Here is a 16189-nt window from a genome sequence, read left to right as displayed (position 1 = left end):
CTACTCCATGTCCTGCTGGATCTCCCGGGCCAGCGCGAACAGGCGCTGGTCGATCGCGGTCGGCACCTCGCAGACGAACTTCATCACGCGACGCCGATCCTCGAAGATGCGCGTCTCCCAGTTCAACTGGTTGGTCATTTCCTCGACCTTGGCCTGATCCGGCGCGGCGCTGCTCTGCATCTCCTGCAGCTTGATCGTGTCGCCGCGCACTTTGTCGACGGCCTCGCGCTGCTTGCGCATGACGCGCTCGAGGCCGTTCATGACCGATGTCCGCTGCGCGTTCAGCGTGTCGAACAGCCCGACGAACAGCAGCTTGCCCTTGCGTGTCTTCTCCTCGGACGTTCCGGTCAGGAAATCGGCCACGTCCTTCTGGGCCTGCTCCAGCGGGATACGGCGCGCGGCAAGCTTGGCGACGAGCTCGGCCACCTTCGCATCGTCCTTCCAGCTCGCGCCGATATCGTCGATCGGCGGGCCGGACCACACCGCCGCGATGGAGATTTCCGGCACCTTGGCCTGCGGGCAGGGCCAATCCGGATAGCGCGGATCGGCGGCTTGCGCAGCACTGGCTGACGCAGCGATGGCGACGGCCGCCAGTATCGTTCTCAACCTCATGCCTCGCCTCCGGGACCACGCCTGACAAACCCCCGCGACGGATCATAGGCCAGGATCGCGCCGATCATGAATATGGCGGTGCAGCCGCCGACCACCGCGAGCGAAACCCAGTTCAGCTTGCCGTACAGCGCAAAGCGGATGAGCTCGACCGCGTGGGTGAAGGGGTTGGCTTCGCAGAGATAAGCCAGCCAGGGACTGCCTTCCTCGACGCGCCAGAGCGGGTAGAGCGCCGATGAGGCGAAGAACATCGGGAAGATCACGAAGTTCATGACGCCGGCGAAATTCTCGAGCTGCTTGATGCCGGAGGAAATCAGCATGCCCAGCGCGCCGAGCATCAGGCCGGACAGGATCAGCGCCGGCAGCACCGTCAGATAGCCCATCGGCGGCGGGGTGATGTCCCAGAACCAGGCGATGGCGAGAAACGCATAGACCTGCAGCACCGAGACGGCGGTGCCGGCGAGCAGCTTGCAGAACAGGAGATAGCCGCGCGGCAGCGGGCTCACCAGCAAGGTGCGCATGTTGCCCATCTCGCGGTCATAGACCATCGACAGCGACGACTGCATGCCGTTGAACAACTGGATCATCGCCATCAGGCCGGGCGCGATATAGACCTCGTAGAGGATGTAGGTCTCGTAGGGCGGGATGATCGAGATGCCCAGCACCTGGCGGAAGCCGGCGGCGAAGATGAACAGCCAGACCAGCGGCCGTACCAGCGCCGAGACGAAGCGCTCGCGCTGATGCAGGAAGCGCAGGCCCTCGCGCCAGACGATGCCGGTGAGGCAAGTGATGTATTCGCCGGCCGAGAAGCCGCTGCGTGTGGGTGGGGGGGCGTGCATGGTGGTGACGGTCATGGCTCGGAGCTCCGCGCCGGACTGGCCTGGGTCGTCAGCCGCGCGAACGCCGCGTTGACGTCGGTCGCACCGGCCTCGGCGATGACCTGCGGGACGGGCCCGCGCGCCAGCACGCGGCCTTGATGCAGCACCACGAGATCGTCGGTCGCCGCGATCTCGTCGAACAGATGCGTCGCCCAGAGCACGCCGATGCCCTGCTCGGCGACGAGTTGGCGGACATGGCCGACGATGTCGGCGCGCGCCTTGACGTCGAGGCCGACGGTGGCCTCGTCGAGCAGCAGCAGGCGCGGCCGGTGCAGCAGGGCGCGGGCGATTTCAAGGCGGCGCATCTGGCCGCCGGAGAGGTCGCGCACCTTGTTGCCGGCGCGGTCGGCGAGGCCTATGCGCGCCAGCAGCTCCTCGCTGCGCGCGCGGGCCTCGCGGCGCGAGATGCCGTGCAGCGCGGCGTGATAGAGCAGGTTCTGGGTCAGCGACAGATCGAGATCGAGCGTGCGCGGCTGGAACACGACGCCGAGCAGCCGCAGCGCCTCGCCCGGCGTCCGGCCGATGTCATGGCCGAAAATGCCGATCTGGCCGGTCTGCACCGCGAACAGCCGCGTGATGAGCGAGAACAGCGTGCTCTTGCCGGCGCCGTTGAGGCCGAGCAGGGCGGTGAAGCTCGCAGGCTGGACGGCGAAGCTGACGTCGTTCAGCGCCTTGCGTGCACCGTAGGAATGGCTGACGCCGGCGATCGACAGCGCCGGGACCTGCTCGGGCGCCGTCTGCGATGCAGAGCCTGTCGAGTCGAGAGCGGGTGCGTTTTGCGTCGTCATGGCTGTGCAATCGTGATGCCCCAGGGCAGCTCGCCGACTTGGATGGTCTTGATCACCTTCTGCGCGGCGACGTCGATCACCGAGACGTCGTTGGAGACGCCGTTGGTGACCAGAAGATATTTCTCGTCCGGCGTGAACTCCATGTGCCAGACGCGCTGGCCGACCAGGAGATATTTCTTCACCTCGTGGGTGGTGCCGTCGACGACCGCGACGCGGTTGGCGGGGCCGAGCGCGACGAAGCCGGTCTTGCCGTCCTTGGTCAGGGCGATGCCGACCGGCTGGATCGCCTCGCTGCGCAGGCCGGGCACGGCGAACTTGATCTTGCCGGTGACCTCACGCTTGGCCGGATCGATGATCGAGACGGTGCCGCCGATTTCGGCGGAGACCCACAGCTCCGAGCCGTCGCTCTTGAACTCGGCATAGCGCGGCCGCGCATCGACCAGCACGTTGGCCACGATCTGGCGCGTCGCCGTGTCGATGAAATGCGCCATGTTGGTGGTTTCAGAGGTGCAGATCAGGATCTTGCCGTCCGGACTGAGCATCATGCCCTCCGGCTCGACGCCGACCTGGACGTCGCCGATGCGGACGCGCTTCTCGAGGTCGAGCACGGTGACGGTGTTGTCGTTCTCGTTGGCGACATAGAGCGTCTTGCCGGCGGCGTCCTGCGCGAACAGCTCGGGATCGGGGCCGGAGGGCAGGGTATCCACCACCTCCATCTTCTTGGCATCGATCACCTGAATGGTGTCGTCATCGCCGACCGCGACCATCACGAACTTGCCGTCGCGCGTGAACGCGATGCCGCGCGGCCGCTGGCCGACCTTGATGGTCTTGGTGACCGTCCAGGTGTCGGTGTCGATGACGGAGACGGTGTTGCCTTTTTCGTTGGAGACGAAGGCGACGTAGGCGGAGGCGGGGGCTGCATGGGCCATGACGAGTGCGGCGATGAGCAGGCTGACTGCTGTGCCGAAGCGCTTGCAAAGCTGCGATCGCCCTTCGGGACGCGCGTGTGCGGAAGGCTCCACACCAGCACGCATGCCGGCCCGGCATGTCGGACTAGGCATTCTCATCAGCATGGTTCGATCCGACATCATTGCAGCTTGCACTTGGTTTCGGGGCGGTCGATACCGAGCGTGTCGAGTTCGGAGACCTGGTGCAGGAAGCCCTCCTGCGGGGAGACCGAGACGATCATGCGGCCGTCGGCTAAGAGGATCGGCTGGCGGAGCTGCAGGTTCCAGTCGCGCAGCGAGAGGCGCGTGCCCTTGAAGGCGGCGATCGTGAAGTTCGGGCTCTTGAGATAGTCGGTCATCGTCTTGGCGTCGCCGGAGTTGGTGCGCGAGGCGGCCTCGCCGACCATGCGCACGGCCATCCAGGCCTGCATATCCAAGGCGTCCATGCGGCGCGAGGCGAGCTTCATGAAGCGGTTCTGCAATTGCGTCGCCCCCCACTGGTCCTGTGCCGGATCCCAGCTGGTCGGCCGCAGGCCGGCGGAGCCCGCGACGGGGCGCGGATCCCAGGTGCGGTAGGGCAGATAGTTGGCGAATACCTCGCTCTCGTCGGCGGCGACCAGCACGTCATAGGCCGGCGCCTTCTGCGTGAACACCGGCATCTGGCGCTGGATCAAGGTCACACCGCTGTCGGTGCGGCGCGCGCCGCCGGTGTCCGCGAAGGTGCGCTCCTCGACGATCTTGGCGCCGAAGCGCGTGGCGGCGCGGCGCAGCGCATCGGCGAACAGTCTGTCATTGTCGTGCGAGCCGGTGACGAGCAGCCAGCGCTTCCACTGCTTCCAGACCAGATATTGCGCGAGGCCATCGGCCAGCATCGAGCGCGTCGGCGCGACATGGATGACGTTGGCGCGGCAGTCCTGCTCGCGCAGCCGGTCGTCGGTGGCGCCGACATTGAGCAGGGTGACGCCACGGCCCCGCAACGCATCTGCGACCTTCAGCAGCGCATCTGCCGGCAGGTCCACGAGGACGAATCCCGTCTTGCCGGCGAGCTCATTGGAGGCCTGCGCGGCGTCCTCGTCATCCTTGACGCGGCGGTCGATCAAAGTGAAGCGCTGGTTGAGGAACTTGCCGGTGGTGTTGTTGTCCTCGATCGCGAGCTTCGCGCCGGCCACGCCATCATCGGCCGCTGGCTGGTCGAGCGGCGACAAGGTCTGCGGCACGCTGGCGCGGCCGAGATAGCCGATCGCGATGTCGACCGGATCCGCCGCGCTGGCGGCAGTTGCGGCGGCGATGAGGCCGATCGCGCCCATCAGAGATCGGGCCAGAACTCCCAGGACCACATGTCCTCCCATTGTTCCCTCGTCCTTGTCCGGCGAGGTTTCATCTTGCAAGATGAACGAATTGGCCTAGCTTTCAACCCCACTTTTGGCCGCTGTCGCGTCATTTCGGATCACGACCTTGAAACCTGCCGTTCTCCCCGCGTTCCTGATCCTGATGTCTGCGACATCAGTGCATGCCGAGCCGACCAAGGTGGCGGTGTTCGACTTCGAGCTGATCGACACCAGTCTGCAGGGCGAGGTGCAGGGCCTGCGCCAGGACGAGCAGAACAGGCTGGCGCATGCGGCCGAGCAACTGCGCGCGGCGCTGCAGGACTCCGGACGTTTTCGCGTGCTCGACATCGCTCCCGTTAACGATGCGGCGCACCACAGCAATCTGCAGGCTTGCGGCGGCTGCGACGTCAAGCTCGCGAGCGACATCGGCGCCGATCTCGCCATCACCGGGACGGTGCAGAAGGTCTCCAATCTCATCCTCAACATGAACATCTATCTGCGCGACGTTCACACCGGCAAGCCGGTCGCGGCGATGACTGCGGATATGCGCGGCAACACCGACGAATCCTGGACGCGCACCATGGCTTGGCTCGTCCGCAACCGCCTGCTGGCGCCGAACTACGGTGCGCCGCAGGCGCAGTAGCCGACGAGATATGACGGTGCATTCTCGCGGCGGATGACGCCCGAGCTTTGCGTGCCGGTCGCCCCTTGGAAAACAAGAGGCGCAGGGAAGGCCGGGAGCCTGCCGCCCCCATGGCCCGCCTGCAGAAAGAAATGCAGGCGGCAGGTACCACAGGTTCGGCTGGGACATCCCGGCCCTCCCTGCGCGGATGGTCTTAACGGTTGCTTCGCGTTCTCCCCGGTGCGCCGGGCTTTCTGGTCACCGTGCGCAACGACGCGCTGTGAGCACGCCGCCGCGGAGGCATCGGCATCGGGATGCCAGGACCACGCGACTTGGCCGTACGCCGTGACGCGTTCGTCCGCACGCTCTCACGGGGCATGTGATGCCCTGAGCATGCTGCGCGCCGCCGGCGTCCACCGCATCCCACCTCCACGTTCGTGACGACCGCGATACGCCCTCTCGACGAGGCGGGATGGGGCTAAACAATCACGATTTCCGGAAAAACGAAAGTGAAATTTTGTCGCCGCCGGGCTGGACGCTGGGATCGCCTTGTGGCGCCGAGCGAAATCCGCCTCGTCGCGCACGTGGAATCCGGGCGCCGGGGAGACAAAATCGCCTCGACGGGCGCGTCATCGCACCCGTCGGGCAAATCACGTCCGCGGCTGATATCAGCGGCCGAGCCGCGCCGCGTGCCAGCGCAGGTGATCGGCCATGTAGGTCGAGATGAAGTAGTAGCTGTGGTCGTAGCCTTCCTGCTTGCGCAGCAAGAGCGGGATGTTCGCTTTCTCGCACGCCGCCTTGAGCAGCTCGGGGCGCAGCTGCTGCGTCAGGAACTGATCGGCGGTGCCGACATCGACCAGCAGGTCGGAGACGCGCGCGCCGTCCTCGATCAGCGCCACCGCATCGTGTTTGCGCCACGCCGCCTTGTCGGCGCCGAGATAGCCGCCCAGGGCCTTCTCGCCCCACGGCACCTGCGAGGGCGCGACGATCGGCGAGAACGCGCTGGCCGCGCGGTAGCGGTCCGGGTTGCGCAGCGCCACGGTGAGCGCGCCATGGCCGCCCATCGAGTGGCCCATCACCGACTGCCGGCGCGGGTCGACCGGGAAGTTCGCCGCGACCACGCTCGGCAGCTCCTCGGTGACGTAGCTCCACATCCGGTAGTTCTTCGCGAACGGTGCCTCGGTCGCGTCGACATAGAAGCCGGCGCCGAGGCCGAAATCATAGGCATTGTTGGGATCGCCCGGCACGCCGTCGCCGCGCGGCGAGGTGTCGGGCGCCACGAAGACCAGGCCGAGCTCGGCGCAGGCGGCACGAAACTCGCCCTTCTCGGTGACGTTGGCGTGGGTGCAGGTCAGGCCGGAGAGATACCAGACGACCGGCAGCTTCGCGCCGTCGGCATGCGGCGGCACGAACACCGCGAACGTCATCTCGGTCTTGGTCTCCTGGCTGGCGTGGCGATAGACGCCCTGGACGCCGCCATGGGATTTGTTCTGGGAGACGGTCGTGAGGGTCATGGAATCACCTGTTCGGCAATGATGTCGGGCCGCTGGCGCGCGTGCCGCCAACGCGTGTCAAGCTGCGTCGTTCAATCGGGGCGAGTCAAGCGACGCCGTTCTCGATCGCCAAACGCACCAACTCGCCGGATGTTCGCACGCCGAGCTTCTGGCGGATGATCGAGGAGGTGTTGGCGACGGTCTTGTAGGACGAGTGGATCAGCCAGGCAATCTCGGACAGGCTCTTGCCGGCGCTGAGCAGGCGGAGGATCTCGAGCTCGCGCGAGGTCAGCTTCGCCAGCGGGCTCTGCGCGACCGCGGCGCCCGCGAACGCGATGCTGCGGGCGATCGCCGGCGGCAGATAGCTGCCGCCGCGCGCGACCTCGCGGATCGCCTCGGCGAGATCGTTCGGGTCGCCGCTCTTGGAGACGTAGCCCTTGGCGCCGATGTCGATGGCGCGCGCCGCGAACACCGGATCGTCGTTCATGCTGAACATGATCAGCCGGGCATTGGCATCGTGGGCGAGGATGCGCCGCGCCAGCTCGAAGCCGGAGACGGTCGGCAGGTTGATGTCGACGACGCAGACGTCCGGTCGGCGCGCGATGAAGCTGGCTTCGCCGCTCTCGGCATCGGCGGCTTCGAGCAGCTCAAGGTCCGGATCGGTCGAGAGCAGGGCCCGGCAGCCTGATGCCACAATGGGATGGTCATCGACGATCAGTACGCGCATGGCCTTGGGGTCCCGGACTTCCAACTCGCGTCATTGTTGCGATGCATCATGGATGCATGCTGCGCGGTCTGGCATCATGTTGCAATTAGATCGCCGGCGGATTTGTCTGTCAATGTGAGGACGCGTGAAACCCGGTGGCTTTGAGGCGGAGAGAATGTGGCAGAATTGGTCGTTGCGGACCCGCATCAACGTGCTGCTGGCGCTGCTGCTGACGCTGGGCCTCGCCATCAACATCGGCCGTCTCGTGCTGGAGGCGGCGCCGCGCGTGCTGGCCGAGGACCAGAGCGTCATCCGCCTGACACGGGCCTTCGTCGAGACCATCATGGACGAGGTCAATGACGCGCCCGATCCGGACGCGCGCCTCGATCGGATCGTCGGCGATCTCCGACAGCTTCGTCACGTCAGCGTGAGACGGCAGGGAATGCCGGCGCAGACTCCGCCCTCTCCGGGCGTCGGCCGCGCGGCGCCGGCGTGGTTCATCGCACTGGTGCATCCCGACAAGACCTCGGTCAGCATGCCGGTCATCGTCGCCGGCCGGAGCGACACGCTGGTGATCACGTCGCATCCCGACGACGAGATCGCGGAGATCTGGGACGGCATCGTCACCCAGCTCGTCGTCGGCTCGCTGGTCGGGCTGGCCTTGTTCGCGATCACCATGCTCGTGGTCGGCCGCGCGCTGGCGCCGCTGGCGGATCTATCGGAGGCGATGAGCCGGATCGAGGCCGGCGCCTATGATACCCGCGTCAGGCCGGGCGGCGCGCCCGAGCTCGCGGCGCTCTGCGCCAAGCTCAACCATCTCGCCGGCGCGCTCGGCGAGGCGGTGGAGGAGAAGCGCCGTCTGGCCGAGCGCACGGTGTCGTTGCAGGACCACGAGCGCAAGGAGATCGCGCGCGAGCTGCATGACGAGTTCGGGCCGCATCTATTCGCGCTGCGCGCCCATGCCAGTGCGCTGATGCGGCTGCCGGAGGCTGCGACGCTCGACGTCGCGGCGATGCGCCGGCACGGCCAGGCGATCCTCGACCAGGTCAACGCCGTGCAGCAGTTCAACCGCCGCATCCTCGAGCGGCTGCGGCCCGTGGGTCTCGCCGAGCTGGGCTTGCGCGAGGCGCTCGGCGCATTGGTGCGGCTGTGGCAGGAGTCAAGGCCGGAGGTCGTGATCGAGACCAGGTTCACCGACACGGTCGTGCGCAGCAATGAGACGGCGGAGCTGACGATCTACCGGGTGGTGCAGGAAGCGCTGACCAACGTGTTCCGCCACGCCGAGGCCACCGCGGTCGACGTCACCATCGAGCCGCTGCAGCAGACGACGGCCGGCCACCGCCGCAGCTACACGCGGGTGCGCGTCCGCGACGACGGCCGCGGATTCAGCCCGGAGCACAAGCTCGGCTTCGGCCTCACCGGCATGCGCGAGCGGCTGCTGGCGCTCGGCGGCACGCTGACGGTGGCCTCCACCAGCACGGGCGTCACGATCGAGGCCATGGTGCCGGCCGACGCGGCGTGAGTTCGGCCGCTAGGAACCAACCACCGGACGCCGCATTCAACGAGCGACTTGCGATCCGCGTGAGCCGCAGCCCGGAGCACGCGCTGGTAGCTCGTGGTGATCAGATGACGAGAACCCTGCTCGCGCTGGGCAGCGCGGCCTTGTTGGCTGCGCTGTCGTTCAACGATGTCGTCTGATTACCACGCAAGGTCACGCCGTCGAGGCAGCCTCATGCGAGGGAGAACCATGGACCGGACCAGCGACACTGAACTTCAGGAGAGGATTCGCCGAGCTGCGCGTCGGGTGCGACGCGCGGCGACCGACGGTAAGCCGCTCATCCGATCGATCCGCTGGGGGGAGGCACGCGCCTGTCGCATTTGTCCGACATCCGACAGCGCGCGATGTGCCATGTCGTGCGCTGTGATCGCCTCAGGCCACCGACACCATCGCGCACGGCACGGGCTCGGCCTGCACCGGCCACACCGCCGCAGCGGCCGTATCACCCTGCCGCTCGTCGAGGATCCGCTTCACCGAGCGTGAGCAGAGGCCGCATTGGACCGTGCAGCCGAGACAATCATACACTTGCGCCGGCGAGCCGAAGGTGATGTCGGCCGCCGTGACGATGTTGCGAATGGCCGTGTCGCTGATGACGTTGCAGGAACAGATGATCATGGCTGTTGCTCGCTCCTGCAAACGATAAGCAACCGGGATGCCAAGGCCGGCGCGCCGGATACGGGCTAATCAGAATCGTTCGAAACGATCTGATCGGCGGGCACGCTCGCGCTCGTCCTGATGCAGTTTGCGGCGTGCAGCCGTAATGCGGCCAGCGTCGCCTGGGCGAGCGCCTGTCCCTGCGCATCGATCCCGGTCCACTGCGCATGGCGGCCGCGTGGATCGATCTCGGCGAGCGCGATGCCGGCCGGCACGTCGCTGCCGTCGCGGACGATGCCGCGCAGGATGCCGTCATAAGGGGCTGTGACCGGTGCGCCGGAGAGATGGCCGATCACGAAGCCCTTGTAGATGCGCGTGCCGATCTCGATCGGGGTGTGCCATCGGCCCTCATGCGGCGAACGCACCAGGCGCTCGACGCCGACGAGCGCGCCGACATCATCCGTTGCCAGCGTCCAGCCCTCGCGCACGATCTGGCCGAGCCGGTCCGGCCGGGTCTCGATCGCGATATCGCAATTGGCTGATGGCGAGAAGCCCGGACCGATGCCGATCGAGAGCCGCGTCATGCCGCGCAAATTCGGGGTCACCTCGCGCCGCTGCATCCGTGCGTCGATCAGGACGTCGATGGTACGGACCGGCAGGAGATCGAGCAGCCCGAGCGGGGTGACCAGGACGTGCCGGGGATCGCCGAGCGCCTTGAACACCTCCATCGTGCTCTCGATGCGCTCGCCGGTCACGTTCTCGATGCGGACGGTGTCACCGAACAGGGCGTCGTGAAACGCCATCTTGCGGCGCATGACCGGCGGATTGGGATCATGCGACAGCACCACGCAGAAGCCCGCACGATGCAGATGCACGCCGATCGCGGACGCGACGTCGTTGGTCCCGAGGACCACGGCGAAGCGCACTGCATTCGTCCCCATGTCCCGGTTCATACGGCGTTGGCGTCTCGTGGCTGTCGTCGTGCGGCTGGCAAGCCGTCTTCCAGTTCGAATGATCAAATCCGTCGAGCAAGAGTTGGACCATCAGCCATCGTTTTGAAAACGATCGCTCTTTGAAGGTCTTGCAAAGGACGCAGCACAAAGCCGACGCTGGATGTGTCCAGAACGCGCCAATCTGTCGCGAACCCGACAGAAACGGGCTGCTTTGCCCGCCGTTTTCGCTGGCCCGGAATCTGCACAACCGGCGCATGGCGATACCGCTGATATTTCCGATCGTCGCGGAGCCTGCGCCCAGACCACGTCTGAGGCAAAGGCAGCAGCCGAAGCTTGGCAGCCGGCGTCCTGGTGGCGTTGCGGCGCAGGATCAGGACGGATGAGGTGAGTCTCGATCTCGACCAGGACGTCCGCGAGCCCGCCATGGCGACGGCCGAGACCATCGCGGCGTGCCCGTTCCATCGAGACATGGCGGCCGCCGAGCGGCCCGCGCGCACCGAGCAGAAAACGCTCGTGCTGACCGGCGGCTCGCGCGGAATCGGTCATGCGACCGCAAAGCTGTTCTCCGACGCCGGCTGGCGCATCATCACCTGCTCGCGCCAGCCGTTCGACGGTGCTCGCTGTCCGTGGGACGCCGGTCCCGACAACCACGTCCAGGTCGATCTCAGCGATCGCAAGGCGATCCCGCGCGCGATTGCCGACATCAAGCAGCGGCTCGACGGCGCGCCGCTGCATGCCTTGATCAACAATGCCGCGATCTCTCCGAAGGCCGGCGACGGCGGCCGGCTGGATTCTCTGTCGACCTCGGTCGAGACCTGGATGACCGTCTTTCACGTCAACTTTCTCGGACCGATCTTGCTCGCGCGCGGGCTGTTCGAGGAGCTGAAGCGCGGGCAGGGCGCGGTCGTCAACGTGACGTCGATCGTCGGCACCCGCGTCCATCCGTTTGCGGGCACCGCCTATGCGACCTCGAAGGCGGCGCTCGCCTGCCTGACCCGCGAGATGGCGCACGACTTCGCGCCGCATGGCATCCGCGTCAACGCCATCGCGCCCGGCGAGATCAAGACCGAGATGGTGTCCCCGGAGACCGAGGCGCGGTTCTCGCCGCTGATCCCGATGCGCCGGATCGGCGCTCCGGAGGAGGTCGCCAAGGTGCTGTTCTTCCTGTGCTCGGATGCGGCGAGCTACGTGACCGGCGAGGAGATCCAGATCAACGGGGGGCAGCACCTCTAGGTTGATCACAGCCGCGCGCTGCCGACACGCGGATGTGAACACGTCATACCCATGGCTTGCAGCCGAAGGCGACGAGCGGCGGGCCGACGGTGGAAAGTTGGTGTTCAGTGTTGTCCGTTGCGATCCGGTCGCAAACAGGCCGACGAATGCGCGGATATTAGGTGTCGAGAAGACAACGCGAAATCGTCAGGCACACCGTTTTTGTCGCCCGCGCGGACGTGCAATGCACGCATCGTGACGGGTGCAAACTCATTTGTTAACATCATGAAAGCCTGCAGCTTTTCTGTTCTGTCCGTTGCACACTACTTCTGCGGCAATGCAGCAAAGTTAGGCACGACAATCATCTGCAGTTGGGGGAGGATGTTAGAACATCTACAATCACGGGCGGCTTCACCGAGGCGTTCGTGACGATCAGAGAAGCGGCCATGGTCCAAACGGAAACACGTCAGGTCGAAGCTCAGGACGTCAGGTCCAACGCCGCTCCGATCCCGCTCAGCGAGATCGCCCTGACGGGCATTTTCGAAATCTCGAAGATCCTGGCGGCGCCGACGCGGTTGGAGATCACCCTCGCCAATGTCGTCAACCTGCTGCAGTCCTTCATGCAGATGCGCCACGGCGTGGTGTCGCTGCTCGCCGATGACGGCATTCCCGATCTTGCGGTGGGGGCCGGGTGGAGCGAAGGCAGCGATCAGCGCTATCGCGAACGGCTGCCGCAGAAGGCGATCGACCAGATCGTCGCCACCGCCGTGCCGCTGATCGCGGAGAACGTCGCCGATCATCCCGCCTTCAGCGCCGTCGACGCGGTGACGCTCGGCGTCGGTGCCGACACCCGGGTGTCCTTCCTTGGCGTTCCGATCCGCATCGACCAGCGCGTCGTCGGCACGCTGACGATCGACCGTGTCTGGGACGGCCGCGCCGTGTTCCGGCTCGATTCCGACGTTCGCTTCCTGACCATGGTCGCCAACCTGATCGGCCAGACCATCAAGCTTCATCGGGTCGTCGCGCGTGACCGCGAGCGGCTGATGGCGGAAAGCCACCGGCTGCAGAAGGAGCTGTCGGAGCTGAAGCCGGCGCCGAAGGATCGCAAGAAGGTGCTGGTCGACGGCATCGTCGGCGACAGCCCGGCGCTGCGCGCATTGTTGGAGAAGATCAACGTCGTCGCCAAGTCAAATGCGCCGGTGCTGCTGCGCGGAGAATCGGGCACTGGCAAGGAGCTGGTGGCGAAGGCGATCCATGAACTGTCCAATCGCGCCAAGCGGCCGTTCATCAAGATCAACTGCGCCGCATTGCCAGAGACGGTGCTGGAGTCGGAGCTGTTCGGCCATGAGAAGGGCGCCTTCACCGGCGCGATCAACGCGCGCAAGGGCCGCTTCGAACTGGCCGACAAGGGCACCTTGTTCCTCGACGAGATCGGCGAGATCTCGCCGGCGTTCCAGGCCAAGCTCCTGCGCGTGTTGCAGGAGCAGGAGTTCGAGCGCGTCGGCGGCAATCAGACCATCAAGGTCGATGTCCGCATCGTCACCGCCACCAACCGCAACCTCGAGGAGGCGGTGTCGCGCAACGAGTTCCGCGCCGACCTCTACTACCGGATCAGCGTGGTGCCGATCAAATTGCCGCCGTTGCGCGAGCGTCGCAGCGACATTCCGCAGCTGGCGCGCGAGTTCCTGCGCCGCTTCAATTGCGAGAACGAGCGCGACCTGACGTTCGACGTCAGCGCGATCGAGGTGCTGATGCATTGCGGCTTCCCCGGCAATGTGCGCGAGCTGGAGAACTGCGTGCAACGGACCGCGACCATGGCGACGGGCTCGGCGATCAGCATGGACGACTTCGCCTGCAGCCGCAACGAGTGCATGTCGGCGATCCTGTGGAAGGGTAACACGGTAACCCCGCCACCGCCGCGCGGCCAGCCGATGGTGCCGCTGCCGATCCTGCCGCGGACGTCGGCGCCGATCGAGGCTCCCGTCGAGTTGCCAGCCATCGATGCCGATGACGGCGAGTATTCCGAGAGCACGGAGGGCGGCGCGGTGCCGGAGCGCGACCGCATCGTGCAGGCGATGGAGCGGTCCGGCTGGGTCCAGGCCAAGGCCGCGCGCCTGCTCGGCCTGACGCCGCGTCAGATCGGCTACGCGCTGAAGAAGCACAATATCGAGGTGAAGCGGTTCTGAGCGGGTTGGGTCTCATGAGGGGCGCGCAGATGGCGCGCCCTTTTTTATTTCACGTGCATGCTGTCGCCCGCGTAACGATAGCCGTGAAACTCGAGATCGCGCCCCGGCGACGGTCGGCTCCCCTCCCCCTTGCGGGGAGGGGTCGGGGGTGGGGGTCTCCGGGCGCTGATCGTCGTGAGTTCGCTCGCTGTACTCACGTCCGCTGAGCTGCTCGTTACATCACACATCGTCACTCCGCTGGTGACAGCATTAGCGCGCATCACGTGCAGCGTGCTCGTGGACCCCCACCCCCGACCCCTCCCCGCAGGGGGGAGGGGAGCTCACTGCCTTCGTGGCGGGGGCTCGACCCAAACGCGCACGCGACTTCGTGCGCCCTGTCGCACTTGCGACATGCTGTCGGGAGAGCGACAGCTGACCGGCGTGGCGATCTTTAGAATCCTCCTTAGAAATCAACCAAATGCTCTCTGGCACGCGGCTTGAAAGATACTCCGTGAATGACGTCGTCCGATGTCGCAGGGATCGCGGGGAGCTGCACATGACCTACAAGATCATCGCCTCACAATGCACGGTCTGCGGGGCTTGCGAGTTCGAATGTCCGAATGCGGCCATCCGGCTGAAGAACGACATGTACATCATCGATCCGAAGAAGTGCACGGAGTGCGAGGGCCACTTCGACGCGCCGCAATGCGCTGCCGTCTGTCCGGTGCCGGACACCTGCGTGCCCGCCTAACGCGGGCCACGACGGAAACATTGCAAGCGGAGTGAGAGATGGCAGCGGTTCAGGAGACCATTGATCGGGTCAAGGGCATCGACGTCGATCAATATCGCTACGGATTCGAGACCGTCATCGAGTCCGAGAAGGCTCCGAAGGGGCTGTCGGAAGACACGATCCGCTTCATCTCGGCCAAGAAGAACGAGCCGGCCTGGATGCTCGAATGGCGGCTGGAGGCGTACCGCCGCTGGCTGACGATGACCGAGCCGACCTGGGCGCGCGTCGGATACCCGAAGATCGACTATCAAGACCTCTATTACTACGCGGCACCGAAGCCGAAGAAGAAGGTCGCCTCGCTCGACGAGATCGATCCGGAGATCCTGAAGACTTACGAGAAGCTCGGCATTCCCCTGCGCGAGGTCGAGATCCTCGAAGGCGTCGAGCGGCCTGCGGCGGCGGAAGCGGATGTCGACGGCGAGGCCGCGGCGCCGCGCAGCAAGATCGCCGTCGATGCCGTGTTCGACTCGGTGTCGGTGGCGACGACGTTCAAGGAGGAACTGAAGAAGGCCGGCGTGATCTTCATGCCGATCTCCGAAGCGCTGCGCGAGCATCCCGACCTCGTCCAAAAATATCTTGGCACGGTGGTGCCCACCACCGACAACTATTTCGCGACGCTGAATTCGGCGGTGTTTTCCGACGGCTCGTTCGTCTACATCCCGCCGGGCGTGCGCTGCCCGATGGAGCTGTCGACCTACTTCCGCATCAACGAGCGCAACACCGGCCAGTTCGAGCGCACCCTGATCATCGCCGACAAGGGCGCCTACGTCTCCTATCTCGAAGGCTGCACGGCCCCGCAGCGCGACGAGAACCAGCTGCATGCCGCCGTGGTCGAGCTGGTCGCGCTGGATGATGCCGAGATCAAATATTCGACGGTGCAGAACTGGTATCCCGGCAATTCCGAAGGCGTCGGCGGCATCTATAATTTCGTCACCAAGCGTGGTGACTGCCGCGGCACAAATTCGAAGATCTCCTGGACCCAGGTCGAGACGGGATCGGCGATCACCTGGAAATATCCGAGCTGCATCCTGCGCGGCGACAATTCCAGCGGCGAGTTCTATTCGATCGCGATCTCGAACGGCTTCCAGCAGGTCGACTCGGGCACCAAGATGATCCATCTCGGCAAGAACACGTCGAGCCGGATCATCTCCAAGGGCATTGCCGCCGGCAAGTCGCAGAACACCTATCGCGGCCTGGTCAGCGCCCATCGCAAGGCCTCCGGCGCGCGCAACTTCACCGCCTGCGACTCGCTCTTGATCGGCGACAAATGCGGCGCGCACACCGTGCCCTACATCGAGGCCAAGAACTCCTCCGCGGTGTTCGAGCACGAGGCCACGACGTCGAAGATCTCCGAGGACGTGCTGTTCTACTGCATCCAGCGCGGGCTCTCCCAGGAGGAAGCGGTCGGCCTCGTCGTCAACGGCTTCGTCAAGGACGTGCTGCAGCAATTGCCGATGGAGTTCGCGGTCGAGGCGCAGAAGCTGATCTCGATCAGCCTCGAAGGATCGGTTGGATGACGGCGTCGCGCCGCGACAGCATCAGAAGG

At 65.8% G+C, this 16189-nt stretch carries 15 protein-coding genes; 6 read left to right on the top strand and 9 right to left on the bottom strand.

Going from position 1 to position 16189, the window contains the following annotated elements:
- The 5 genes from QX135_RS27410 to QX135_RS27390 all read right to left on the bottom strand — a co-directional run bounded on the left by QX135_RS27410 (position 1) and on the right by QX135_RS27390 (position 4571).
- Positions 1 to 612, bottom strand: a complete 612-nt coding sequence (locus tag QX135_RS27410) for a hypothetical protein (RefSeq protein ID WP_316182413.1) — start codon at positions 610 to 612, stop codon at positions 1 to 3.
- Complete coding sequence (locus tag QX135_RS27405) at positions 609 to 1463, bottom strand: ABC transporter permease (RefSeq protein WP_316182410.1); 855 nt, start codon at positions 1461 to 1463, stop codon at positions 609 to 611. Before QX135_RS27405 ends, QX135_RS27410 begins: the two co-directional genes overlap by 4 nt.
- Positions 1460 to 2275 carry an ABC transporter ATP-binding protein gene (locus QX135_RS27400; protein WP_316182408.1) on the bottom strand — a complete coding sequence of 272 codons (816 nt, stop codon included), beginning with the start codon at positions 2273 to 2275 and terminating at the stop codon, positions 1460 to 1462. The genes QX135_RS27405 and QX135_RS27400 overlap by 4 nt, the downstream gene beginning before the upstream one ends.
- Positions 2272 to 3204: a YVTN family beta-propeller repeat protein gene (locus QX135_RS27395; protein ID WP_316182406.1), complete on the bottom strand. Its 933-nt coding sequence runs from the start codon at positions 3202 to 3204 to the stop codon at positions 2272 to 2274. Before QX135_RS27395 ends, QX135_RS27400 begins: the two co-directional genes overlap by 4 nt.
- Before the next feature lie 158 nt (positions 3205 to 3362).
- Positions 3363 to 4571 (bottom strand): ABC transporter substrate-binding protein, encoded by a 1209-nt coding sequence (locus QX135_RS27390; RefSeq protein WP_316182404.1) that lies wholly within the window; start codon positions 4569 to 4571, stop codon positions 3363 to 3365.
- Between the two features lie 142 nt (positions 4572 to 4713).
- Here QX135_RS27390 and QX135_RS27385 point away from each other — a divergent pair, with 142 nt between their 5' ends.
- Entirely contained in the window at positions 4714 to 5193 is a 480-nt protein-coding gene (locus tag QX135_RS27385) for a DUF3280 domain-containing protein (protein WP_316182445.1), read from the top strand.
- Between the two features lie 647 nt (positions 5194 to 5840).
- On the opposite strand, the gene fghA is transcribed toward QX135_RS27385, so the two are convergent.
- Together fghA and QX135_RS27375 are read right to left on the bottom strand one after the other, a co-directional pair.
- Positions 5841 to 6686: an S-formylglutathione hydrolase gene (gene fghA / locus QX135_RS27380; RefSeq protein ID WP_316182402.1), complete on the bottom strand. Its 846-nt coding sequence runs from the start codon at positions 6684 to 6686 to the stop codon at positions 5841 to 5843.
- 85 nt (positions 6687 to 6771) lie between these two features.
- Positions 6772 to 7392: a response regulator transcription factor gene (locus tag QX135_RS27375; protein ID WP_315713180.1), complete on the bottom strand. Its 621-nt coding sequence runs from the start codon at positions 7390 to 7392 to the stop codon at positions 6772 to 6774.
- Positions 7393 to 7546: 154 nt separating this feature from the next.
- Here QX135_RS27375 and QX135_RS27370 point away from each other — a divergent pair, with 154 nt between their 5' ends.
- The gene (locus tag QX135_RS27370; RefSeq protein WP_316182400.1) at positions 7547 to 8893 is read left to right on the top strand and encodes an ATP-binding protein; all 1347 of its coding nucleotides are present in this window, start codon (positions 7547 to 7549) and stop codon (positions 8891 to 8893) included.
- 408 nt (positions 8894 to 9301) lie between these two features.
- Here the strand turns inward: QX135_RS27370 and QX135_RS27365 are convergent, their stop codons facing one another.
- Together QX135_RS27365 and QX135_RS27360 are read right to left on the bottom strand one after the other, a co-directional pair.
- Positions 9302 to 9544, bottom strand: coding sequence for a bacterioferritin-associated ferredoxin (locus QX135_RS27365; RefSeq protein WP_316182398.1), 243 nt, complete (start codon positions 9542 to 9544; stop codon positions 9302 to 9304).
- 65 nt (positions 9545 to 9609) lie between these two features.
- Positions 9610 to 10464 (bottom strand): xanthine dehydrogenase, encoded by an 855-nt coding sequence (locus tag QX135_RS27360; protein ID WP_316182397.1) that lies wholly within the window; start codon positions 10462 to 10464, stop codon positions 9610 to 9612.
- A gap of 396 nt (positions 10465 to 10860) precedes the next feature.
- On the opposite strand from QX135_RS27360, the gene QX135_RS27355 reads away from it, so the two are divergent.
- The 4 genes from QX135_RS27355 (at position 10861) to sufB (ending at position 16160) form a co-directional block, all read left to right on the top strand.
- Complete coding sequence (locus QX135_RS27355; protein ID WP_316182443.1) at positions 10861 to 11709, top strand: SDR family oxidoreductase; 849 nt, start codon at positions 10861 to 10863, stop codon at positions 11707 to 11709.
- A 425-nt stretch (positions 11710 to 12134) separates the two neighbouring features.
- A complete protein-coding gene (gene nifA / locus QX135_RS27350) occupies positions 12135 to 13874 on the top strand; it encodes a nif-specific transcriptional activator NifA (protein ID WP_315740942.1) in 1740 nt (579 codons plus the stop codon).
- A 535-nt stretch (positions 13875 to 14409) separates the two neighbouring features.
- Positions 14410 to 14604, top strand: a complete 195-nt coding sequence (locus QX135_RS27345; protein ID WP_006609648.1) for a 4Fe-4S dicluster domain-containing protein — start codon at positions 14410 to 14412, stop codon at positions 14602 to 14604.
- Between the two features lie 38 nt (positions 14605 to 14642).
- Positions 14643 to 16160 (top strand): Fe-S cluster assembly protein SufB, encoded by a 1518-nt coding sequence (sufB, locus tag QX135_RS27340; RefSeq protein WP_315740943.1) that lies wholly within the window; start codon positions 14643 to 14645, stop codon positions 16158 to 16160.
- Positions 16161 to 16189: the final 29 nt, after the last annotated feature.

The sequence above is a fragment of the Bradyrhizobium sp. SZCCHNR1098 genome (assembly GCF_032489375.1).
Lineage (GTDB): Bacteria > Pseudomonadota > Alphaproteobacteria > Rhizobiales > Xanthobacteraceae > Bradyrhizobium.
This window is presented reverse-complemented; position numbering and strand designations above follow the sequence as displayed.